Here is a 21,500-nt window from a genome sequence, read left to right as displayed (position 1 = left end):
GCCGCGCGGCCGGGAGGATCTCCCGGCCCCGGGGCAGTCCGCGCGCACAACGCGCTCCATACCCTGAATGCTAGGAACACTTGCCCCTTCCGCCTACTGACAAAATTGCCAGTCCCGCCACAAATTTTGCCGAAGGGATTCCGGAGCTAGCGGCGGGCCGGCGGCGTGCTTCCTGCCCTGAGAAGGAGCGGCTTCCCAAAACGGGAAACGGCCCGGCAGTTTTCCACATCACACGCATCTGTGTTCGGCGCACTTTACTGGGCGGCGATTCGGGGCGAACCTTGTCCACGTGGAAGCCCGGCCACTCCCTCCGTGGCTCTCCTAGGGCGACGTCGATGAAGAAGAGCGGGTCAACCCGCCGTCCTGGGCCCCCGCAGGCGTTCCACTCCTGGACGCTGGGCCATCGTGTCGCGTTGGAAACCCTGATCTCCGACCTCTCCGCCAGCCTGGTCGATCTGCCCGCGGGCGCCGCCGAGAAGAGGATCCACCGTGCCTTCGAGGAGATGCTGGAGTTCTTCCGCCTGGACCGGGTCTCGTTGTGGGAGTTCTCCCAGGACCGCTCGCAGATGATCCTGCTGCACAGCCGTCACTCCAAGGGCACGCCCAGCGCCCCCGCGCGGGTCAGTGCCCGCGACTATGATTGGACGGCGAGCCGCCTGCTGCGCGGCGAATCCATCCTGGTGCACGGGCCGCACCAGCTCCCGGAAGCCGCCTCCGCGGTCAAGGAGTTCCTCTCCCAGCAGGGCATCCGCTCCTGGATGGCCCTGCCCCTGCGCCGCGAGGGCGCCGTCTTCGGCGCCCTGGTCTTCGTCTCCCTTCGCCGCGAGATCCACTGGGACCGCCGCGTCATCGCCCGGCTGCAGACCGTCGCCGACATCTTCGGCAGCGCCCTGGCCCGCTACCGCGCCGAGCAGGCCTTGCGCCAGAGCGAGGTGCTGAAAACCTCGGTCCTCAACTCCATGGAGAGCCAGGTGATCGTGGTGGACCGCGAGGGCGTGGTCCTCGCCACGAACCGGGAGGTCGCGGATTTCTGCCCGGCGCAGTCGTGCTCGGAGTGCGTGAAGGTCGGAGCCGACCACCTGGCGGAACTGCATCGCTGCGCCCAGCCGGGCAACACCACGGTGCAGGACATCGTGAACGGCGTCCAGGCTGTGCTTCGCGGCGCCCGCCCGATCGCTGAGCTGGAATATCAGGTCCAGAGCGGGGCCCGGCAGCGCTGGTTCAGCACGACGGTGACCCCGCTGACGGGCAGCGAGCGCGGCGCCGTCATCGTGCACCGCGACATCACCAGCCGCAAGCGCGCGGAATCGGAGCTGCGCGAGAGCGAGGACCGCTTCCGCAAGCTGGCCGACGAGGCCCCGGTGATGATGTGGACGCGGGACGCGGAGGGCGACTTCATCCACGTCAACCAGTACGGGCTGGAGATGACGGGCTGGCGCGCCGAAGACTTCACCCTGTCCAAGTGGATGGCGGCCATCCATCCCGACGATCTGCAGAAAAACTTCACCGTCTGGGCCCAGGCCATGGACGCCCGCCAGAAGTACATGCTGGAGTACCGCTACCGGCACGCCAGCGGCCAGTACCGCTGGCTGCTGGCCTGCGGCATGCCCCGCTACCTGGCGGACGGCAGCTTCGCCGGCTATGTCGGCATCGGGGTGGACATCCAGGACAAGAAAGAAGCGGAGCAGGCCCGCCAGGAGCTGGCCGGACGCCTGCTCCGGGCCCAGGAGGAGGAGCGCGCTCGCATCGCCCGCGAATTGCACGACGACATCGCCCAGCGCCTGGCCCTGCTCACCATCCGCCTGGGACAACTGGAGAAGGAAGCTTCCCTGGCGGAAGACGCGGAGCGCGTCGCCGACCTGCGCCGCCAGGCCAAGCAGCTCTCCCTGGACGTCAGCCACCTCTCCCACCTGCTGCACTCTTCCTACCTGGAGAACCTGGGGCTGGCGGCGGCGGTGGAGAACCAGTGCCGGGAAGCGGCCAAACTGCATCACCTGGAGATCGAGTGCAAGGTGCGCGACCTGCCGCGGATGTTCGACCACGACGTGGCCCTGAGCCTGTTCCGGGTGCTGCAGGAGGCCCTGCGCAACATCATCCGACACAGCCATGCCGACAAGGTGCAGGTGGATCTGCTGGCCGATGCCGCCGGCATCCATCTGCGCGTCAGCGACGACGGTGTGGGTTTCGATCCCGCCGCGCCCGGCAACCGCGAAGGGCTGGGGCTGGTGAGCATGCGCGAGCGCCTGCGCCTGGTGGGCGGGAGCCTGACCGTCACCTCGCAGCCCGGGCGTGGCACCCGCGTCGAGGCCCGGGCCCCGCTGGCGCACCTCGACCGCCATGCCCCGGCGCACGCCCCCGACATTCTGGAGAAGGCAGGATAGGAGGAGCCATGAACCGCCATCACGGAGCCCGCCTGCTGCTGGCCGACGATCACACCCTGGTGGCAGAGGCCTGCAAGAGCCTGTTGGAGCCCGAGTTCCAGGTGGTGGGCATCGTCCCCGACGGCCGCGCCCTGCTGCGCGCCGCCCTGGAACACCGCCCCGACGCTGTGGTGGTGGACGTGGGCATGCCCCTGCTCAACGGGCTGGACGCGGGCGAGCAGATCAAGCGCCTCCTGCCCGCGGTCAAGCTGGTCTACCTGACCATGGAGGCGGCCCCGGAACTGGCGGCCGAAGCCTTCCGCCGCGGAGCCTCCGGCTACGTGCTCAAGAGTGCGGCAGCGGAGGAACTGGTCACAGCTCTGCGCCGGGTCCTGCGCGGCGAGTCCTACCTGTCTCCCCAGCTCACCAAGGAGACGGTCAACTTCCTTATCCGGACGCGCAAACCGGGGCTGCGGGAAAGGCGCATCACCAAGCGCCAGCGCGAGGTCCTGCAACTGCTGGCCGAAGGCCGCTCCATGAAAGAGGTGGCGAGCGTTCTGGACCTGAAGCCGGGGACGGTCGCCTTCCACAAGTACCGCATCATGGAGAGCCTGGGAGTGAAGACCAACGCCGAGCTGCTGCAGTACGCCATCAAGCAGCACATGATCCCTTCCTGAATCGGGCCGCCGACCGGCTCCTCGAGCCGCAAAAGCCAGCAGTTTTGCCAGTAGGCAGATTGCGGCGCGTCCAGTTAGCCTCTAAGCGTGCCACCCTGCCAAGAGGGGGTCATCCGTGGTGGAGCACGCCTTTTACGAGCGGAGCGGAGACCCGGTCGCGGTGACCTCGCGCCCCCGCGTGCTGCTGGCGGACGACAATCCCGAGATCCTGGACACGGTCGCCGAGATCCTCAAGCGGGAGTGCCTGGTGCTGGAGGCGGTGCTGGACGGGCAATCGGTACTGCGCGACGCCCTCACCCTGCGCCCCGACGTCATCGTCCTGGACATCTCGCTGGGCGACCTGACCGGCATTGAAGTGGCCCGGCACCTGCAGGAGATGGGGTGCAGGGCCAAGATCGTCTTCCTCACCGTTCACGAGAATCCCGACTTCATCCGCGCCGCCTTCGAGGCCGGCGCCAGCGCCTACGTCTTCAAGTCCGCCCTGGGCACCGACCTGATCGAAGCCATCGAGGCGGTGAATGCGGGGGAGACCTTCATCTCCTACATCTCCTGAGCGAGGCCGCGTGAGCGAAGGGTTCCTCTACTCGGGCAACGAGTGGGTGCTGCTGCTGGTCTTCCTGGCCGGCATCCTGGCCGTGGGCGAAGTCGGGTTTCGCCTGGGACGCCGCGCCGACGCCAGCCTCCGCGAGAAGGCCAAGTCCCAGGTGACGGCGGTGGAGGCCGGGCTGCTCGGCATCCTGGGGTTGCTGCTGGCCTTCACCATGTCCATGGCCGTCTCCCGCTTTGAGATCCGCAAGCAACTGGTGCTGGAGGAGGCCAATGCCATCGGGACCTCCTACCTGCGCACGCGCGTGCTTCCCGAGCCGCAGGGCCCCGAGCTCGCCGGGCTGCTGCGCCGCTACTTGGAGGTGCGGCTGCAGTCGGCGAGCGGGAGCCCCAGCCCCCAGGGCCTCGCCGCCCAGAGAAGAGAGGCGGAGCGCCTGCAGGCGGAATTCTGGTCGCGGGCGGCCGATTACGCCCAGAAGGATCCCAACCCGGTCAAGGTGGGGCTGCTGCTGCAGTCCTTGAACCAGGCCATCGACTTGGAAGCCGCCGGCTGGATGGCGTTTCACAACCACGTGCCCGCGACCGTGATCTGGGCGGATGCGCTGATGAGTCTGCTGGCGGCGCTGCTGGTGGGATACGGCGCCGGCCTGGAGGGGCGGCGGCAAGTGCTCCCGCAGTGCCTGCTGGCCCTGGCCATCACGCTGGTGCTGGGCGTCATCGTCGACCTCGACCGCCCCTACCACGGCTTCATCCGGGTCAGCCAGCAGCCCATGTTCGACCTGCAGCAGCAGATGCGTCCGCCCCAGCCCTAGATTGCCTCACCGGGCCGGGCAAGGGCGATTTCCCCTCCTCTGCAAAAACTGCTAGTTCCGCCGCTCGCCGCTCTCTCCTAGCTTAGACGTAGCCAGGAAGGCGCAATTCCCGGGAAGGAGAACCATATGCCTACGGCAAAGAAGAGCATTTTGTGGACCATCGTTCTGGTGGTCCTGGTCCTGTTGGCAGTGAGCGTGGCCGCCTCGGCGCAAGGGCGCGAGATGTACCAAGCCACGGCCCTGGGGCAGGGGACCCAGATGGGGCAGCTCTACAGCGTGAACATCATCATCGAAAGCTACTCCACGGAGGAGGACCGGCAGGTCCTGATCGAGGCCTTCACCCAAGGCAAGAACGATGGCCTGGTTAATGCCATCAGCAAGATGCCGTCCAAGGGACGGATCGCCATCACCGGCACCCTGGGCTACGACATCAAGTACGTGCGGGCATTTGCCACGCCCACCGGCAAGAAGATCCGCATCGCTACCGATCGCCCCCTGCGTTTCGGGGAACTGTGGCGCGACAACCGCTCCACCGACTACAGCCTCTCGGTCATCGAGCTGGACATCAGCGACGTCAAGGGGCAGAGCGGCGGCGTCCTTATCCCGGCGGCCAAGCTTCTGATCAGTAAAGAAGGGGAGTTGACGATCGAGGCCTACCAGAACCCCTGGAAGCTGACCAACGTCATGGCGCGGTGAGCATCGGCGCTGGGCCAGGAAAAGAGGTGGAAGCATGTTGCTCGGAATGCTGGCGGCGCTGGCGGGCCTAGTCTTCGTCGGGCTCCTGCTGTACGGCGCCTACCGCGAGACCGGGGAGGAGTGCCGGTCGGAGTCCTGGAACCATCGCGGCGCTGCCTGAACCGGGAGCATGCGGCGCATCCGGCCGGGCGAGGGAGGGGACCATGCATTCGAGAAGAAGAAGCGCCCGCGCAGTCCTGGGCCTGGCCGCCGCTGTCCTCGTGCTGGCGGCGAGTGCTGTCGCCTTCGCCCAGGGCAAGCACCAGACCTTCGGCGCCACGGCGGTGGGCGAAGGGTCTTACCTGGGCAAGACCTTCAACGTCACCATCATCCTCGAGAGCTACTCGACGGCCGAAGACCAGCAAGTCCTGCTGGACGCCTTCGCCCAGGCGGGCAACCAGGGCGTGGTCAACGCGCTCGCCAAGATGGGCTCCAAGGGGCACATCGCCATCACCGGTACCCCGGGCTACGACATCAAGTATGCCCGGGAGTTTTCTTTGCCCGACGGAGGCCGCAGGATCCGCCTGGTGACCGATCGCCCCATCACCTTCGGCGAAATGTGGAGCGACAGCCGCGCCACCGGCTATACCCTGTCCGCGCTCGAACTCGAACTCCGCCCCGGCCAGGACGAGAGCCGCGGCACCCTGGTGCCCGCCTGCCAGTTCTCCATCAGCAAGGAGAAGGAACTCACCATCGAGGCCTACGCCGACCCCTGGAAGTTGACGGACGTCGTCGTCTGGTAGCCGCGATCTTTCGCCCAAGAGCGCAGCACGCGGAAGGGAGTTTCAGTCCCCTGCCGCCGCGTGCAGGGGCACGGTGACCGTGATCTCGGTGCCGGCGCCGGGCCGGGAACTCACGTTCAGGCGGCCGTGCACCAGGCGCAGCCGCTCGCGCATGCCCAGCAGCCCGATGCCGTGGCTGCCGGGCAGGGCCTCCGGGTCGAAGCCGCGGCCATCGTCGGCGATGCGCACCACGATGGCGCCCTCGCCGCGGCGCAGCGAGATTGCGGCATGGCTGGCGGCGCTGTGCCGCATGACGTTGCCCAGCGACTCCTGGATCACCCGGTAGAGGCACAGGGTGGTGTCGGCGTCCAACTCGGCCGGCATGTTCTCCTCTTCCACCTCCACCTGGATGCCGTAACGCAGCGCCACTTCCTTGCAGAACTCGCGCACCGCCGGCAGCAGCCCCAGGTGGTGCAGCTTGGAAGGATGGAGGCGGTGGGCGATGTTGTGGACTTCAGCCGCGATCTCGGCCGCCTGCGCGGAGAGATCGTGGAAGCGGGCGCGGTCGCCGGGCGCGGCTTCTTCCCGGTTGAGCTGGTCGAGTTCGATGGAGTGCAGGGCCAGGAGCTGGGTGACGTCGTCGTGCAGCTCGCGGGCAATGCGCTTGCGCTCGTCCTCCTGGGCGCCGATCAGCTTGCCGCTCAGCCGCCGCAGTTCCTCCACCAGCTTGCCGCGATGGCGCCGCTCCAACAGCAGCAGCGCCAGCAGCACCGCCTGCACCACGAGCACGGGAGCGAGCAGCGCCAGTTGCAGCCAGTTTTCCCGCCAGAAGCCCGATGCCAGCGACAGAAGCAGACAGCCTGCGCTCATGGACCTTCGACCTTGTTGGCGTCGCGCGCCGGCGCCCAGGCCTGGGGCCGGCGTGCCCGGCCAGCTTCCGATGGTCGCACCGCCGTTCCGCCCTGTCCGTGACTGGGCTCACTCGGACCTGTGACGGCGGGGCGGCCACCCGGCTCCGGGGGCGGTCGCCCGCTCAGGCGGCGGGCTCACCTGCGGAAGCGGCGGCTTCCCGCTGGTAGGCCTTGAGGGCCGCGCGCAGCGTGGGGAAGACCCGGGTGCCGGTGGTGTCCGGTTGCAGGCGCCGCTGGTCGCGCCACTGTTGCCACTCCGCCTGGCGCCCGGCGGCAACAAAGATGATCTTGCGCGCCCGCATCACCGCCAGCAATTCGTTCGCCGCCTGGATGCCGGTGGCGTCCATCATGGTGACCGGGATCATGTCCACCACGAACCATTTCAGCCCCGCGCCGGCGGCCTCCACGGCATCCAGCACCTGCCGCTTGAAGTAGGGCGCATTGAAAAAGACGACCGGAGCGTTGAAGCGGAACAGCAGCAAGCCGGGGATGGTCCGCGCCTCGGCGTGACGCTCGATGGAGTGCAGGCCGGGGTAGCCCTCCACGGCGCCCAGGATCTCGACCTTGGGCCGCGCCACCAGGCGGATGAAGCGCACCAGCGCCAGCACCACCACGACCGCGATGGCCTGGATGGCCCCCACCGCGACCACCCCCAGGGTGGCCATGAGGGAGAGGGCCAGCTCCTGGCGGTCGATGCGGTAGAGCAGGCGCAGGGAGCGCACATCCGCCAGCGACAGTCCCGCCTTCACCAGCACCGCGCCCAGGGCGGCGATGGGGACGTACTGCAGCGGCTGGGTGAAGAACAGGAGCACGACCGCCACCGCGGCGGCGGCCACCAGCCCGGTCACCTGGGTGCGTCCGCCGCTGGCGTCGCTCATGGCGGTGCGGGAATCGGCGCCGCTGATGGCGAAAGCCTGGGAGAGGGCGGCGGCGAGGTTGGCCGCGCCCAGGGCGGCGAACTCCCGGTCGGTGTCCACGTCGTAGCCGTTCTTGGAGGCGAAGCTGCGCGAGGTCAGCATCATGCTGGAGAAGCTGACCAGCGCCACCCCAGCGGCTTCGGCGAGGAGCTCGGGCAGGAGCCGGCCGGGGAAGTGAGGAAGCTGCAACGACGGCAGGCCCGCGGGCACCGCGCCGATGGTCTGCACGCCCAGCGCCTCCAGGCCGAGCAGCTTGACCGCCGCTGCGGCCACGGCCATGGCCACCAGCGCCGCCGGCAGCCGCCGCAGCCAGCGCGAGGCCGCGGCCAGCACCACGAAGGTGCCCGCGCCCACCGCCAACGTCGGCCCGTGCGTCAGCCCCAGCTTGAAGGCGAATTCCAGCAAGCGCGGAACGATCCCTCCCGCCGCGATGCTGAAGCCGAAGATCTTGCCGATCTGGCCCAGCACGATGCTGAGCGCGATCCCGTTCAGGAACCCCACCAGGATGGGCTTGGAGAGGAAATCCGCCAGCGCTCCCAGCCGCAGGAAGCTGGCCCCGATGCAGAAGACACCCGCCAGGAAGGCCAGCGTGACCGACAGGGACAAGTACAATTCCTGGTCGCCTCCCGCGAGGGGCGCGACCGCGGCCGCCACCAGCGCGCAGGTGGCCGCGTCCGGGCCCACGATCAACTGCCGCGAGGTGCCGAACAGCGCATAGGCGGCGAGCGGCAGGATGCTGGCGTACAAGCCCACCGCGGGATTGAAGCCGGCCAACTGCGCATAGGCCACGCCCACCGGCAGGGCGACGGCGGCCACTGAAAGTCCCGCCACCACATCATGGGGGAAGTCGGCGCGCCGATAGGCCAGCAGCTTGGGCAGGCCGGGCGCGAGCCGGCCCAGCCGCTCTCCCCAGCCCTTTCCCGGCGGCTTTTCCGCGTCTCCCATCGTCATGCCACTCCTCGCGCCTCGGGTGCCGATGTCAGTACTTCTGGGGAATGACCTTGAGGCGCCGCGCCGGCTCCACGTATCCCTTCGCCTTCTGCCGCTTGGGTAGCTTCTGCTTCTCGTGCGGCGCGTCCTTGTAGGGGATCCGGCTCAGCAGGTGAGCCATGCAATTGAGGCGGGCACGGCGCTTGTCGTCGGCGGGCACGATGTACCAGGGCGCGAAGTCGGTGTCGGTGGCGGCCAGCATCTCGTCCCGCGCGCGCGAATAGTCGAACCAGCGGCGGTGCGACTCCAGGTCCATGGGACTGAGCTTCCAGATCTTGCGCCCATCGTGGATGCGCGCCTCGAAGCGCCGCGTCTGCTCCTTCTGGCTGACCTCGAACCAGTACTTGATGAGCTGGATGCCGCCATCGACGATCGCCTTCTCCATCTCGGGGCAGAGCCGGAAGAAGTTCTCGACCTGGTTCTCCGTGCAGAAGCCCATCACCCGTTCCACCAGGGCGCGGTTGTACCAGCTGCGGTCGAAGATGACCACCTCGCCGGCGGCCGGAAAGTGCTGCATGTAGCGCTGCATGTAGAGCTGGGTCTTCTCGCGCTCGCTGGGAGCGGGCAAGGCCGCCACCCGGAAGACGCGCGGGCTCACGCGCTCGGTGATGCGCTTGATGACGCCGCCCTTGCCGGCGGCGTCCCGACCCTCGAAGATGACGATGATCTTCAGGCCCTTGTACTTCACCCACTCCTGCAGGCGCACCAGCTCGATCTGCAGCTTCTCCAACTCCTTCTCGAACTGCTTGCGCTTCATCTTGGGGGCGTGCCCGCCGGTGATCGGGACTGCCGTGGCTGCGGTCATTGTTCCCATCCTCCTCCCAGGGCGCGGTAGAGCTGCACCATGGCCAGGCGCTCGTTGAGTTCCGCCTGCGCCAGGCCGATCTGCGCCGAGAAATAGCGCGTGTCGCTGTCCAGCACCTCCAGGTAACTGGTGACGCCCCCGCGGTAGCGCATGTCGGAGAGCTGGACGGCATCTTGGGCCGCCCTTGTGAGCAAGGACTGCTGCTCGCGTACCTCCTGGTTCTTGCGGTAGGCGATCAGCGAGTCGGAGACCTCGCGGAAGGACTGCTGGATGGTGCTTTGGTAGACCAGCACCGCTTCCTGCTTCTGGGCCTCGGTCAAGCGCACGTTGGAGCGGATGCGGCCGCGATTGAAGATGGGCTGCAGCAGTTGCCCGCCGAAGCTCCACAGGCCGGCCGGCCCGGTGAACAGGCTGGTGAGGGCGGAGCTCTGGAAGCCTCCCACCGCGGTCAGCGTGATCTGCGGGAAGTAGGCGGCCCGGGCCACGCCGATGCGGGCATTGGCGGCCACCAGTTGCTGCTCGGCCGCCTGGATGTCAGGGCGCCGCTCCAGCAGCGCCGAGGGTAGGCCGGCGGGCACCGTGGGCGGGATCCGGGTGTCGACCAGCGCTTTGCCCCGCGGGATGGGCTCTGGGTTCTGCCCCAGCAGGACGCTGATGAAGTTCTCTTGCTGCTCGATGCGGCGCTCCAGGTCGGGAATGGCGGCGGCGGCTTGGTAGACGAGCTGCTCCGACTGGCGCACGTCCAGCATGGAGGTCACGCCGCCCTGGGCGCGCACCTCCACCAGGCGCAGCGACTCCTGGCGCGAGGCCAGCGTGCGCTTGGAGATCTCCAGCTCCAGGTCGAGCTCGCGCAACTGGAAGTAGGCCGTGGCGACATCGCTGACCAGGGTGGTGCGCACCGCACGCTGCCCCCACTCCGTGGCCAGGACGTCGGCGCGCGCCGCCTCGGTGGCACGCCGGAACTTGCCCCAGAAGTCCAGCTCCCAGGCCAGGCCCACGCTGGCCTGCAGGGTGCTGGTCTCGATGGGCGGCGTGCCCAGGCTCTGGGGGAAGCGCTGGTTGAAAGCGGAGGCGCTGCCGGTGATGGTGGGCGTCTGGTCGGCGCGGGTGATGCCCAGCACCGCCTGCGCCTGCAGGATGCGGGTGGCGGCGATGCGCAGGTCGTAGTTCTGCTCCAGGGCCGTGCGCATCAGCTTCTGCAGTTCCTCGTCCTGGAAGACGGTCCACCATTTCTCTTCCGCGAAAGCCGCCGCCTGCTTGTCGGCGTCGGGAGCCAGGCCGCGGTACTCGCCGGGGACGGTGACCGCGGGGCGCTGGTAGTTGGGGCCGACGGTGCAGCCGGTCAGGAGAAGCAACGTGATCGCTAGCAGCCAGCGCGGGCGCCTCATGCGGGTGTCCTCCCATTGGCGATGGGGCCGGGCGCCGGGGCCTCGGCCTGGCCGCGGTGCGCCAGCCGCTCCACCACGTCGAAGCTCACCGGGATGAGGAAGATGGCGATGATGGAGGCCGCCAGCATGCCGCCGATGACGGCGGTGCCCAGCACCCGGCGCGAGATGGCGCCCGCCCCCGCCGCTGTCCACAGCGGCACGCAGCCCAGGATGAAGGCGAAGGCGGTCATCAGGATGGGGCGCAGACGCAGGCGGGCCGCGGTCAGCGCCGCCTCCTGGATGGACTTGCCCTTCTCGTACTCCATCTTGGCGAACTCCACGATGAGGATGGCGTTCTTGGCGGCCAGCCCGATCAGCATCACCAGCCCGATCTGCGCGTACACGTTGTTCTCCAGCCCGCGCATCCACAGGAACAGGAAGGCGCCGAAGACCGCGATGGGCGTCCCCAGCAGCACGCTGAAGGGCAGCGACCAGCTCTCGTACTGCGCCGCCAGGATGAGGAAGACGAACAGCAACGACATGCCGAAGATGACCCAGGCGGGCACGCCCTCCGCCGCCTTCTTCTCCTGGTACGACATGCCCAGGTAGTCGAAGCCCATCTCCGGCGGCATGGTCTCCTTGAACACCTCTTCCAGCGCCGTCATGGCCTGGGTGGAGCTGTATCCGGGGGCGGCGCTGCCGTTGATCTGGACGCACTTATAGAGGTTGTAGCGCAGGGTGAACTCGGGGCCGGCGCGATCCTGGATGCGGGTGACCGCGCTCAAGGGCACGGGCTGGCCCTGATCGTTGGTCACGTAGAACTGGCCCACGTTGTCGGCGCGCGTGCGGTAGTCCCCCTCGGCCTGTACGTAGACCTGCCACTGGCGCCCGAAGCGGTTGAAGTAGTTCACCAGCACCCCGCCCATGAAGGCCTGCATGGTCTTGTAGACGTCGGAGAGCTGCACCCCCTGGGCGATGGCGCGGGCGCGGTCTACGTCCACGTAGACCTGCGGCACCGTGGGCAAGGCGGTGGTGCTGAGCCCGGCCAGCTCCGGGCGCTTGCGCGCGGCTTCCATGAACTTACGGGTGTTGGCGGTCAGGAAGGTCAGGTCCTTGCCCGAGCGGTCCTCCAGCATGAAGGTGAAGCCCCCGGAGGTACCGACCCCGGGAATGGCGGGTGGGGGGAAGGCGAAGGCCACCCCTTCGGTCACTTGGGAAAGCTCCCGGTTCAGGTGCAGCTTGATGGCCTCGTACTGCTCCTCGGGTTCCTTGCGCTCCGCCCAGTCCTTCAGCGTGATGAAGAAGAAGGAGCTGTAGGTGTTCTGCACTCCGCTCAGCAGGCTGTAGCCGACCACTGAGGTCACGGACTGGACGCCGGGGGTCTTGCGGATCATCTCCTCGATCTTCTTGGCGGCCTCGTCGTTGCGCTGCAGGGAGGCGGCGTCGGGCAACTGCACGCCCGCGTAGATGAAGCCCTGGTCCTCGTCGGGCAGGAAGCCGGCGGGCAGGCGTGAGCCGAACACGCCCGCCAGCACCGCCACTCCCAGCAATAGCAGCATGCTGAAGCCGGCCTTGTGCACCAGCACCCCGCACCAGGAGACGTAGCCGTCCGTGCTCTTTCCGAAGACCTTGTTGAAGCCGCGGAAGAACGCGCCCAGCGGCCCGCGCGCCTCTTTCCGCGGCCGCAGCAGCAACGCCGACAGCGCCGGGCTGAGCGAGAGCGCGTTGAAGGCGGAGAACAGCACGGAGATGGCGATGGTGATGGCGAACTGCTGGTACAGGCGTCCGGTGATCCCGGGGATGAAGGCGGTGGGCACGAACACCGCCGCCAGGATCAGCCCGATGGCCACCACCGGCCCCGAAACCTCCTCCATGGCTTTGAAGGCGGCATCCTTGGGCGTCATGCCGTGCTCGATGTGGTGCTCCACCGCTTCCACCACCACGATGGCGTCGTCCACCACCAGCCCGATGGCCAGCACCAGCCCGAACAGCGAAAGGGTGTTGATGGAGAAGCCCAGGAAGGGGAAGACCATGAAGGTGCCCACCAGGGAGACAGGCACGGCCATCAGCGGGATCAGCGTCGCCCGCCAGCCCTGCAGGAAGATGTACACCACCAGGATGACCAGGAGGAGGGCCTCGAACAGCGTCTTCTGGATCTCCTTCAGGCCCTCGGTCACCGCCAGGGTGGTATCCAGGGCGATGTCGTATTGCAGGTCCTGGGGAAAGCGCTGCTGGGCCTCGGCCATGAGCTTGCGAACGCCGGCCGCGGCCTTCACCGCGTTCGATCCGGGAAGCTGGTAGACGGCGATGACCGCCGCCGGCTTGCCGTTAAAGCGGCCGATCAGGTTGTAGTACTGCGCCCCCAGCTCGATGCGGGCCACGTCCTTCAGGCGCAGGATGGAGCCGTCAGGATTGGCGCGGATCACGATCTGGCCGAACTCTTCCGGGGAGGGCAGCCGTCCCTGGGCGCGCACCGCGTAGGTGAAGTCCTGGCCCTTGGGCACGGGCTCGGCGCCGATCTGTCCCGCCGGGTTCACCGTGTTCTGGATCTGGATGGCGCGCACGATCTCGGGCACGGTGACGCCTAGCTTGGCCAGCCGGTCAGGCTTCACCCAGCAGCGCATGGCGTACTGCCCGGCGCCGAAGATGAAGGTGCTGGCGATCCCCGGCACCCGCGTCAACTGGTCGTTGAGGTTGATGTAGGCGTAGTTCGCCAGGAAGATGTTGTCGTAGGTGCCCTTGGGCGAGTACAGGTCGATCAGCATGAGGGGGGCGGCGGTGGACTTCTGCACGGTCACGCCCGCGTTGATCACGTCGCTGGGCAACTGCGAGTTGGCCTGGTTGGTGCGCATCTGCGACAGGATCTGGTCGGTGGAGGGGTCGGTCTTGATGTCGAAGTTGACGGTCAGCACCATGGAGCCGTTGTTGGCGTTGTTGCTGTACATGTAATTCATGTTGTCCACGCCGCTCATCTGCTGCTCGATGGGCGTGGCCACCGACTGCTCGATGGTCTCGGCATCGGCCCCCGGGTAGGTCGCTTTCACCTGGATCTCCGGAGGCGCGATGTTGGGGAACTGCGCGGTGGGCAGCCCGGCCATGGCCACCAGGCCCACGATCACCATCAGGATGGCGATCACCATGGCCACGATGGGGCGGTTGATGAAGAACTTCGACATGGCTCACTCTCCCGCGGCGCTCCCGCTCCAGGGCTTGGGCTTCACCAGGGTGCCGGTGCGCGCCTTCTGCACCCCCTCGACGATCACCTGTTCGCCCGGCTTCAGGCCTGCGGCGATGATCCACAGGGAACCCACCCGCTCCCCCACCTTGACCGCGCGCACGTCGGCCTTGTTGTCGTTGCCCACCACCGTCACCTGGTAGGTGCCCTGCACCTCCACCACCGCGCGCTGCGGCACCAGCAGCGCCCCCTTGGCCGTCCCGGTGGGGATGCGCACGCGCGCAAACTGCCCGGGGCGCAGGATGTTGTCGGGATTGTCGAAGGCGCCGGCGATGCGCATGGTCCCGGTCCTCTGGTCCACCTGGCGGTCGGCCATTTCATACCAGCCCTTGTTGGGGTAGACGCTACCGTCGGCGAGGACGAGCTGCAGGACCCTCCCGCTCTCTTCCTTGGGGATCGGCTTGCCGGCGGCGATCTGGCTGATGGTGCCGGCGACGCTCAGGTACTCCTGGTCGCTGATGGCGAAGTAGGCCTTGATGGGGTTGACCTGCGAGACGGTGGTGAGTACCGTGGTGGGCCCCACCAGGTCGCCGATCTGCCCCTTGGCGAAGCCGGCCAGCCCATCCACCAGCGAACGCACCTTGGTGAAGCCCAGGTTGAGCTGCGCCTGGTCCACCTGCGCCTGGGCCGCGTCCACCATGGCCTGGGCCGCGGCCTTCGCCTGCACGTCGTTGTCGAGCTGGGCCTGGGGGATGGCGCTCTTGGCCGCCAGGGGCGTGTCGCGTTCCACGTCCATCGTGGTCTTGGCCAGTTGCGCCTGCATCTGCGCCAGTTGCCCCTTGGCCTGTTCCAGCGCGGCCTGGAAGGGGCGCGGGTCGATCTCGAACAGCACCTGCCCCTTCTTCACCAGAGTGCCTTCGGTGTAGTCGCGCCGGATGAGGTAGCCGGTCACCTGGGGCTGGATCTGGGCGTTGACGTAGCCGTCCAGGGTCGCCACCCACTCGCCGTACACGGGCACGTCGCGCTGCGCCACGCTCACCACTTCGACTTCCGGGGCCGGGGGCGGCCCCGCGGCCTTCTTCTCGCACGCAGTCAGCGCGAGCAGGGCGGCTGCCGCCAGGGTCATGCCGGCCCAGGAGATGTACCTCCGGACCACGGGGCTTGGTAGACGAGAACCATTGGCTGGCATCCGGCCTCCTTCATCCGGCGGAAGCTGCCGGATCGGCGCGGGAGGAGGCTGCGGCGCAGCTTCTTCTCGCACCCTGAGTGACATTCTCGGGAGCGCTGCCGGAGAAGGAAACTGGGAAAAGTCACAGGTAGCCCGCAGGAGGACGCAACCCAGCCGGCTCGCGGCCCGCCTGTGACTTTTCCCAGTAGCTTTCCCGGGCGCGAACAGGTTTATTGGCGGTGATGGACCGCATCCGCATCCTGCTGGCCGACGACCACCCCGCCGCGCTCGAGGTCTTCGCGCGCATGCTGAGCGCCGACTTCGAGGTGGTGGGCACCGCCGAAGACGGCGAGGCCGCGGTGCGCTCCGCCCTGAGCCTCGTCCCCGAGGTCGTGGTCCTCGACGTCGAGATGCCTGGGCTGGACGGCTTCGCGGTCGCCCGCCGCCTGGCCGCGGCCGCCTCCCCCGCCAAGATCGTCTTCCTCACCGCCTACGCCGATCCCGACTACCTGGACACGGCGCTGCGCGTGGGCGCCTCCGCCTACGTACTCAAGGCCCACGCCGCCGAGGACCTGGTGCGCGCCGTGCGCCTCGCGCTCGAAGGACGCCAGTTCATCTCCGCCGGCGCCGGCGCCGGCAAGCGGCACGCTTGAATCGAGGTATCGAACGGGATTTCAGAGGCTGGGGTGACGGGCCGCGCGGGAGCCGCCAGCCGCGGTGGGCAGACCGAGCGCTCCGGTCACGCCAGGGTGATGAGGCGCTGCTGGCGCAGGATCTCGATCCCCGCCAGGCACAGCTTCTCCGCGGGGACGCCTGAGACTTCTCTTTCCTTTTGCCGGAATTCTGCTGCGATCTCCACCACCGTCCGGCTGCCCTCACACAGGCCCAGCAATTCGGCGGAGAGCGGGCTGAGCTGGCGGACCTCCGCCGGCCCAGCCGCCCGCTTGCGCACCGCGAGCTTCACCGGCCGGCCGGGAAGGTCCTGCAGCGGGTCCCTCTGCCGCAGCCGCCGGAGGATCTCCCGGTAGTCAGCCGGGACCTCGATCACGCTTACCCCGGGCAGCAACTGCGGGCGGCTGTCCGCAGGGATCAGGTCCTCCCTGTGCTCGGACACTTCCTCGCGAGCCGGCGCGCTGCCGCCGTCGAGCAACGCGGCTTCGCATTCCAGCAGGGCGGCGATGGCGAGCGGGGCCCGGCTCGTCTGCGGAACGTAGTCCAGCCTCAGGAAGCGGAGGAAGTCCGAAGCGAAGCTGCCGCTCGCGTAGTAGGCGGTGCGATCACCGCTGGCGAGGTCCACGCCGTTCCTGGCCCGCCACTCCTGCCATTGCTGGAAGACGTCCACGATGTCGCCGCTGTCCTGATGCAGTCCCAGGAGAAGCCAGCGGAATGCCCGCATGCCGTTCAGCAGGAAGTCGCGCAGCTCCTTGAGGAACTCGTGGTCCAGGTAGGGTGTAGGCACCGAGTAGAAGCTGGAGAAGATCTCGGGATGGCCGGCGATCATGGCGTGATCTTCCGCCTCCTGCGGCCAGCCCCGGTACGACATGTCGGCGACATCGTCGCTCAGCACCAGCGCCTCCTTCTGCTGCCGCTGGATGGGCGTCTCCGCCAGCGGCGCCAGGATGCTGAGTTGCGGATCGGCGTGGTCGTAGCACAGGGAATCCACGAAGAAGGCCGCCGAGGCGCGCAGGTCGCCGAGGGTCTCTTCGGGGAAGCCCGCCATCAGCGAGACCGCGGTGTTGATCCCGAACTGGTCGCAGGAGCGGATGCGCTCCGCGGAATCGTCCAGGACGAGCCCTTTGTCGATGATCTTCTGCATCCGCGGCGAGCCGCTCTCGATGCCGAAGAAGATGCCGCGGCAGCCGGCCCGGGCCATGAGCGCGATCAGTTCCTCGTCCACGCAGTCGGTGCGCGCGCTGCAGCCCCAGGTGAGATCCTCCCCGCTCTCGATCAGCGCCTCGCAGAACTCGATCACCCGCTTGCGGTCCACCGTGAACATGTCGTGCACCAGCTCGAAGGAGCGGATGCCGTAGGCCGCTTTCACCCGGCGCATCTCGGCGATCATGTGCCCCGGGCTCTTCAGCCGGAAGCGGCGGCGGAAGAAGTCGTTGGTCGAGCAGAAGGTGCAGGCGAAGGGACAGCCGCGCCCCAGCTCCAGGGGGAAGTGGCGGCAGAAGCGGACGTCGGGGAAGAGATGGAATGCGGGAAACGGCAGCGCGTCCAAGTCCTGGATCAGGGGCGCATCCGGGCTGCGCCGGACCTCCCGGCCAGCGCGGAAGGTGATACCGGGCACCGCCGCGAGAGCGGTGCTTCCGCCCAGCGCGCCCACCAACTCGGGCAGCGTCTGCTCCGCTTCCCCGCGCACCACCAGGTCGAGGAAGGGATAGGCCCGCAGGGTGGCGACGTCCACCACCGAGGCTTGCGGGCCGCCCAGCGCCACCACCGACTGCGGATGCGCACGCTTGACCTCGGCGGCGATGCGCAGGGTCAGCGGGTAGCTGCTGCAGACGGCGCTGAAGCCGAAGAGGTCGGAATCACGCTCGCGGAAATAGTCGCCGGCGAAGCGGCAAAAGTCGGCTTGGCCGCGCTCCGGGTCCTGCAGCCAGTCGTAGTAGACGCGATTGAGGTCGACGACCTCCGGCGCGAGGCCCTTGGCTTCCAGCACCGCGGCCAGGCTGAGGATGCCCACGGGCGCAAGCTCGCCCATGATGCGGGCGGCCTCCGCTTCACCCACGGCCGCGCCCAACTGGTTGGCCGTGGGCGCACCGATGAGACAGACCTTCATGGTGTCCCCTGACGGGCTGCGAGCGGCGCTGCCGACACACCACCGCCCGCTCGTGCTTCCGGCTGCTTCCCCACCCGGCTTAGGTGGGAGGAACCTCGCAGCCCATGTTGGTGATCAGGGTGTTCTCGAAGGCCCGCCGGAGTTCCTGGATCTGGTCGCGGGTCAAGCCCAGGTCCGGAAGGGTGCGCACCGCTTCCGGCAGTTGGTTGGCGACGTGTCTCGCCAGGGCCCGGGCCCATTCTCTTTCTGCGGCCAGGGCTCCGGGCGCGGCTTGGGCGGCGAGAGCCTTCTTGGGCATCGCCACACCCGCCAGCGCGGTAATCCCGCCGGCCATGAGTGCGCCCCGGATCACGGCGCGACGGTCCAGCTTGGAGCCGGTAGAACTGTTGGCTTCACCCTTGGGTTTCGGCATTTTCGTGCCCTCCTCACCCCCACAGAACTGGCCGCAGAGTCTATTGACCCGACCGCCTGTTGTCAAACCGGATAAGAAGCGCCGCAGCCCTCGCGCGCGGAATCGCGCACGCCGACTGGTGATAAGCTACTGAAAACACGGCCGCGGAGAGGTGCGTGAGCGGTCGAAACGGGCGGTCTTGAAAACCGCTGTGGTCGCAAGGCCACCGGGGGTTCGAATCCCTCCCTCTCCGCCAGCAAGTCAGAGGATCGGGTCGTTTCGGCTGCTGCGCCGGCGGACCTCCGCCGCGAACAAGGAGCCCCCATGAATCCGCTCACCGCCTCGCGCGAGGCGCCCGCCCGGCTCGACAGCCTGCGCTCGCCCTCAGCCTTCCTGGCCCAGCACCTGGGAGCGGCGCCGGAGGCCGCCGCGCTGCGCGCCTACGAAGCCTGGTTCGAGGCCGAGGGCCAGGCCATCTCCGACGCCGTGGACCGCGCCCGCACTCCCTGGCTGCGCATGCACGACCGCACCGGCCGGCGCGTGGACGAGATCCTCTATCCTCCCGAGTACTGGAGCATGCTGCGGCGCGGCTACCGCGCCGGCGTGATTTGGCGCGCCCTGGAGGAGCAGTCGCTGCGGCCCGCCTACCGCCTCATCTACCTCACCTCGTTCTATGATCCCGGCCTCTCCTGTCCCTACACGGTCTCGCTGGCGACCGCGCTGCCGCTGGAGAAGTACGGTGAGCCCGCGCTGAAGCAGCGCTTCCTCGCGCCCCTGCTGCGGCGCGACGATTCGGTCTGGCAGGGCGCCACCTGGATGACCGAGATCAAGGGCGGCTCCGACCTGGGCGCCAACGTGGAGACCGTGGCGCGTCCCGCCGGCGGGCACTGGTTGCTGACCGGCGACAAGTACTTCGCCTCCAACGCGGGCGCGGACCTGGCGGTGGTGGCGGCACGGCCGGAGGGCGCGGCCCAGAACGTGCGCGGGCTGGCGCTCTTTCTGCTGCCGCGGCGGCGCGAAGACGGCGCGCTCAACTACGCCATCCGTCGCCTGAAGGACAAGATCGCCACCCGCTCCGTGCCCACCGGTGAGGTCGAACTGCGTGAAAGCCAGGCTTGGCTGCTGGGTCCCGCCGAACAAGGCATCTACCTGATCCTGGAGGTGCTGAACGTCTCGCGCGTGGCCAACAGCATGGGCAGCGTGGGCGTGGCGCAGCGCGCCCTGGCCGACGCCGTCCGCTTCGCGCAGGAGCGCGTCGCCTTCGGCAAGCCCGTGCTCGAGCATCCGCTGCTGCGCCGCCAGGTGGAGGAGCGCGCGCGCGCCCTCGAAGCCGCGCTGGCCCTGGCCTGGGAGGCGGTGGAATTGCTGGACGAGGTCTGGCGCCAGCGCCCGCCCTACTCCGATCGCTATCACCTCTTCCGCCTGGTCGCGCACCTGGCCAAGTACTGGACGGCGGAGTTCGCGGCGCAGACGGGGAAGTGGTGCATGGAGGTGCATGGCGGGCTGGGCACGCTGGAGGAGTACCGCGTGGAGCGCTGGCTGCGCGAGGCCATGATCCTGGCTATTTGGGAGGGCACGGCGCACCGCCAGATCCTCGACGGGCTGGAGGTGATGGAGCGCAAGCGCGCCCACAAACTGCTCTTTCAGCATCTCGCGCCCCACGCCGCGGCCGACGAGGCGCGCGAGCTGGAAGCGCGAGTAGAGGCTCACCTGAAGCTGCCGCCGGAGCAGCGCGAAGGCGCGGCCGAGCCGCTCTTCCGCGACTTGGCCGGATTCAGCGCGCGCGCCCTGGCGCGCAAGCGCGCCGGCTGAGCGTCCGGCGGTATCACAGGCAGCGGTGACTGGAATCACCGCTCGCGGGGGCGTCCCGGCCTAGTCTAGAGTCAAGCTCGCGACCCAGGAACGGACGACGGCGCCCAGTCGCGGCGGCGCCGCAAGGAGGTCACCGTGCCCGTCAACAAGCTGAAAGATTTCCTCGACCAGCAGCGGGTCAAGTACGTGAGCATCTCTCACTCCACCGCCTATACCGCCCAGGACATCGCCGCACTCACCCACACCCCGGGGCGGGAATTGGCCAAGACGGTGATCGTGCGCATCGATGACGGCCTGGCCATGGCGGTGCTGCCCGCCTCCTTCCACGTGGACCTGAAGCTGCTCCGGGCCGCGGCCAACGCCAAGGCCGTGGGCCTGGCCACGGAGAAGGAGTTCACCGACCGCTTCCCCGAGTGCGAGACCGGGGCCATGCCGCCCTTCGGCAATCTCTACGACATGGCCGTGTACGTGGACGAGAGCCTGACCAAGGACAAGGAGATCTCGTTCAACGCGGGCTCGCACAACGAGCTGATCCGCCTGGCTTATGCGGACTTCGCCCGCCTGGTCAAGCCGGTCGTGGCGGAATTCGCCGCCCGCATGGCCGCGGCCTGAGCCGGGTCGGCTGACCTGGCGAACGGCGGCGGGTGCTTCCGATCCACGCCCCGGGCTCCCCCTGCGCTTTTCGTCCCTAGGCTTTTTTTCGCCGTCCCCCCTGTTGGGCGCAATTGCCGGAAAACACACGGGTTCCTCCCGGTCGCGCGCGCGAGTCCTGCCCCACTAGGTACTCCCCTGGGCCCTGGGGCTTGATTTTGCCGGGCCACCTGGGCTGGAATAGGCAATCGTCTTGCTGTCAGCGCGCGGCCGTCAGGCTGTCCCTTGGGCAGGAGAACAGGGTCCCGAGTCTACACGGCTTAAAAAGGAGATCAGAGAATGTATCGTAGCCTGACCCGATTGTCGTTCTTGCTAGCGGTGGTCGCGCTGGTGGCCGTGAGCGCCAGCGTGGTATCGGTGGCGCAGAGTGCCCCGGCCTCCGTGGCCTCATCGAGCCGCCCGGCGGCGGTCGCGCCGGCGCCCTACGATCCCGCCGCCGCTGCCTTCGCCACGCCCAAGCCGGCCGCTCCCGTCAGCTCCTCGCAGGGCCCGGACCCGGACCGCAAGTGGGAGTTCGAGATCCACGGCGGGGGCACGCTGAGCACCAATCCCAGCGACGGAACCGCGGCCCTGCCGGCGGCAGCGACGCCCTTCACCACCGCCCTCTTCGGCGGCGGCAGCAGCCGCCAGGTGCCCTCCTGGTTCTTCGGGGACGGCGCCGTCCTCTTCAACCAGGTAG

The 21,500-nt window shown here is 68.4% G+C and carries 19 protein-coding genes and 1 tRNA gene; 12 read left to right on the top strand and 8 right to left on the bottom strand.

Annotated features, from left to right (window positions below; translation table 11 throughout):
- Positions 1 to 335: 335 nt before the first annotated feature.
- The 7 genes from VEG08_12055 (at position 336) to VEG08_12025 (ending at position 5,873) form a co-directional block, all read left to right on the top strand.
- Positions 336 to 2,381: a PAS domain S-box protein gene (locus tag VEG08_12055; GenBank protein ID HXZ28717.1), complete on the top strand. Its 2,046-nt coding sequence runs from the start codon at positions 336 to 338 to the stop codon at positions 2,379 to 2,381.
- Positions 2,382 to 2,389: 8 nt separating this feature from the next.
- Positions 2,390 to 3,037, top strand: coding sequence for a response regulator transcription factor (locus VEG08_12050; GenBank protein HXZ28716.1), 648 nt, complete (start codon positions 2,390 to 2,392; stop codon positions 3,035 to 3,037).
- A 115-nt stretch (positions 3,038 to 3,152) separates the two neighbouring features.
- Entirely contained in the window at positions 3,153 to 3,590 is a 438-nt protein-coding gene (locus VEG08_12045; GenBank protein HXZ28715.1) for a response regulator transcription factor, read from the top strand.
- A 10-nt stretch (positions 3,591 to 3,600) separates the two neighbouring features.
- Complete coding sequence (locus VEG08_12040) at positions 3,601 to 4,395, top strand: hypothetical protein (protein HXZ28714.1); 795 nt, start codon at positions 3,601 to 3,603, stop codon at positions 4,393 to 4,395.
- Positions 4,396 to 4,521: 126 nt separating this feature from the next.
- The gene (locus tag VEG08_12035) at positions 4,522 to 5,091 is read left to right on the top strand and encodes a hypothetical protein (protein ID HXZ28713.1); all 570 of its coding nucleotides are present in this window, start codon (positions 4,522 to 4,524) and stop codon (positions 5,089 to 5,091) included.
- A gap of 34 nt (positions 5,092 to 5,125) precedes the next feature.
- Positions 5,126 to 5,251 (top strand): hypothetical protein, encoded by a 126-nt coding sequence (locus VEG08_12030; GenBank protein HXZ28712.1) that lies wholly within the window; start codon positions 5,126 to 5,128, stop codon positions 5,249 to 5,251.
- 43 nt (positions 5,252 to 5,294) lie between these two features.
- Entirely contained in the window at positions 5,295 to 5,873 is a 579-nt protein-coding gene (locus tag VEG08_12025; protein HXZ28711.1) for a hypothetical protein, read from the top strand.
- A 42-nt stretch (positions 5,874 to 5,915) separates the two neighbouring features.
- On the opposite strand, the gene VEG08_12020 is transcribed toward VEG08_12025, so the two are convergent.
- From VEG08_12020 to VEG08_11995, 6 genes are all read right to left on the bottom strand, one after another.
- On the bottom strand, positions 5,916 to 6,722 hold the full coding sequence (locus VEG08_12020) for a sensor histidine kinase (GenBank protein ID HXZ28710.1): 807 nt from the start codon (positions 6,720 to 6,722) through the stop codon (positions 5,916 to 5,918).
- 163 nt (positions 6,723 to 6,885) lie between these two features.
- On the bottom strand, positions 6,886 to 8,631 hold the full coding sequence (locus VEG08_12015) for a SulP family inorganic anion transporter (protein HXZ28709.1): 1,746 nt from the start codon (positions 8,629 to 8,631) through the stop codon (positions 6,886 to 6,888).
- A 28-nt stretch (positions 8,632 to 8,659) separates the two neighbouring features.
- Positions 8,660 to 9,475, bottom strand: a complete 816-nt coding sequence (gene ppk2 / locus VEG08_12010; protein HXZ28708.1) for a polyphosphate kinase 2 — start codon at positions 9,473 to 9,475, stop codon at positions 8,660 to 8,662.
- Positions 9,472 to 10,863: an efflux transporter outer membrane subunit gene (locus VEG08_12005; protein HXZ28707.1), complete on the bottom strand. Its 1,392-nt coding sequence runs from the start codon at positions 10,861 to 10,863 to the stop codon at positions 9,472 to 9,474. Before VEG08_12005 ends, ppk2 begins: the two co-directional genes overlap by 4 nt.
- Entirely contained in the window at positions 10,860 to 14,018 is a 3,159-nt protein-coding gene (locus VEG08_12000) for a multidrug efflux RND transporter permease subunit (GenBank protein HXZ28706.1), read from the bottom strand. Before VEG08_12000 ends, VEG08_12005 begins: the two co-directional genes overlap by 4 nt.
- Before the next feature lie 3 nt (positions 14,019 to 14,021).
- A complete protein-coding gene (locus VEG08_11995; protein HXZ28705.1) occupies positions 14,022 to 15,173 on the bottom strand; it encodes an efflux RND transporter periplasmic adaptor subunit in 1,152 nt (383 codons plus the stop codon).
- A 254-nt stretch (positions 15,174 to 15,427) separates the two neighbouring features.
- On the opposite strand from VEG08_11995, the gene VEG08_11990 reads away from it, so the two are divergent.
- Positions 15,428 to 15,838 carry a response regulator transcription factor gene (locus VEG08_11990; GenBank protein HXZ28704.1) on the top strand — a complete coding sequence of 137 codons (411 nt, stop codon included), beginning with the start codon at positions 15,428 to 15,430 and terminating at the stop codon, positions 15,836 to 15,838.
- 86 nt (positions 15,839 to 15,924) lie between these two features.
- Here VEG08_11990 and VEG08_11985 read toward each other — a convergent pair whose 3' ends face one another.
- On the bottom strand, positions 15,925 to 17,967 hold the full coding sequence (locus VEG08_11985; protein HXZ28703.1) for a radical SAM protein: 2,043 nt from the start codon (positions 17,965 to 17,967) through the stop codon (positions 15,925 to 15,927).
- Positions 17,968 to 18,046: 79 nt separating this feature from the next.
- Positions 18,047 to 18,379 carry a hypothetical protein gene (locus VEG08_11980; GenBank protein ID HXZ28702.1) on the bottom strand — a complete coding sequence of 111 codons (333 nt, stop codon included), beginning with the start codon at positions 18,377 to 18,379 and terminating at the stop codon, positions 18,047 to 18,049.
- Positions 18,380 to 18,524: 145 nt separating this feature from the next.
- Between VEG08_11980 and VEG08_11975 the strand changes: the two genes are divergently transcribed.
- The 4 genes from VEG08_11975 to VEG08_11960 form a co-directional block, all read left to right on the top strand.
- A tRNA-Ser gene (locus VEG08_11975) sits at positions 18,525 to 18,614 on the top strand.
- A gap of 68 nt (positions 18,615 to 18,682) precedes the next feature.
- Positions 18,683 to 20,170 (top strand): acyl-CoA dehydrogenase family protein, encoded by a 1,488-nt coding sequence (locus tag VEG08_11970; GenBank protein ID HXZ28701.1) that lies wholly within the window; start codon positions 18,683 to 18,685, stop codon positions 20,168 to 20,170.
- Positions 20,171 to 20,305: 135 nt separating this feature from the next.
- Complete coding sequence (locus VEG08_11965) at positions 20,306 to 20,782, top strand: YbaK/EbsC family protein (GenBank protein HXZ28700.1); 477 nt, start codon at positions 20,306 to 20,308, stop codon at positions 20,780 to 20,782.
- Between the two features lie 318 nt (positions 20,783 to 21,100).
- Positions 21,101 to 21,500, top strand: a 400-nt coding sequence (locus VEG08_11960; protein HXZ28699.1) for a hypothetical protein, incomplete at its 3' end; no start/stop codon positions are given.

The sequence above is a fragment of the Terriglobales bacterium genome (assembly GCA_035624475.1).
Lineage (GTDB): Bacteria > Acidobacteriota > Terriglobia > Terriglobales > Acidobacteriaceae > DASPRL01.
Note: the sequence above shows the minus strand (reverse complement) of the source record. Positions and strands in the feature narration are given on the sequence as shown.

Excerpts from the sequence above, each read along its gene's own strand:
- VEG08_12030 (HXZ28712.1), top strand. The coding sequence starts at position 5,126 with ATGTTGCTCGGAATGCTGGCGGCGCTGGCGGGCCTAGTCTTCGTCGGG.
- VEG08_11990 (HXZ28704.1), top strand. The coding sequence starts at position 15,428 with ATGGACCGCATCCGCATCCTGCTGGCCGACGACCACCCCGCCGCGCTC.
- VEG08_12035 (HXZ28713.1), top strand. The coding sequence starts at position 4,522 with ATGCCTACGGCAAAGAAGAGCATTTTGTGGACCATCGTTCTGGTGGTC.
- VEG08_12000 (HXZ28706.1), bottom strand. The coding sequence starts at position 14,018 with ATGTCGAAGTTCTTCATCAACCGCCCCATCGTGGCCATGGTGATCGCC.
- VEG08_12005 (HXZ28707.1), bottom strand. The coding sequence starts at position 10,863 with ATGAGGCGCCCGCGCTGGCTGCTAGCGATCACGTTGCTTCTCCTGACC.
- ppk2 (HXZ28708.1), bottom strand. The coding sequence starts at position 9,475 with ATGACCGCAGCCACGGCAGTCCCGATCACCGGCGGGCACGCCCCCAAG.
- VEG08_11970 (HXZ28701.1), top strand. The coding sequence starts at position 18,683 with ATGAATCCGCTCACCGCCTCGCGCGAGGCGCCCGCCCGGCTCGACAGC.
- VEG08_12025 (HXZ28711.1), top strand. The coding sequence starts at position 5,295 with ATGCATTCGAGAAGAAGAAGCGCCCGCGCAGTCCTGGGCCTGGCCGCC.
- VEG08_12050 (HXZ28716.1), top strand. The coding sequence starts at position 2,390 with ATGAACCGCCATCACGGAGCCCGCCTGCTGCTGGCCGACGATCACACC.
- VEG08_11980 (HXZ28702.1), bottom strand. The coding sequence starts at position 18,379 with ATGCCGAAACCCAAGGGTGAAGCCAACAGTTCTACCGGCTCCAAGCTG.
- VEG08_12055 (HXZ28717.1), top strand. The coding sequence starts at position 336 with ATGAAGAAGAGCGGGTCAACCCGCCGTCCTGGGCCCCCGCAGGCGTTC.
- VEG08_12020 (HXZ28710.1), bottom strand. The coding sequence starts at position 6,722 with ATGAGCGCAGGCTGTCTGCTTCTGTCGCTGGCATCGGGCTTCTGGCGG.
- VEG08_12015 (HXZ28709.1), bottom strand. The coding sequence starts at position 8,631 with ATGACGATGGGAGACGCGGAAAAGCCGCCGGGAAAGGGCTGGGGAGAG.
- VEG08_11985 (HXZ28703.1), bottom strand. The coding sequence starts at position 17,967 with ATGAAGGTCTGTCTCATCGGTGCGCCCACGGCCAACCAGTTGGGCGCG.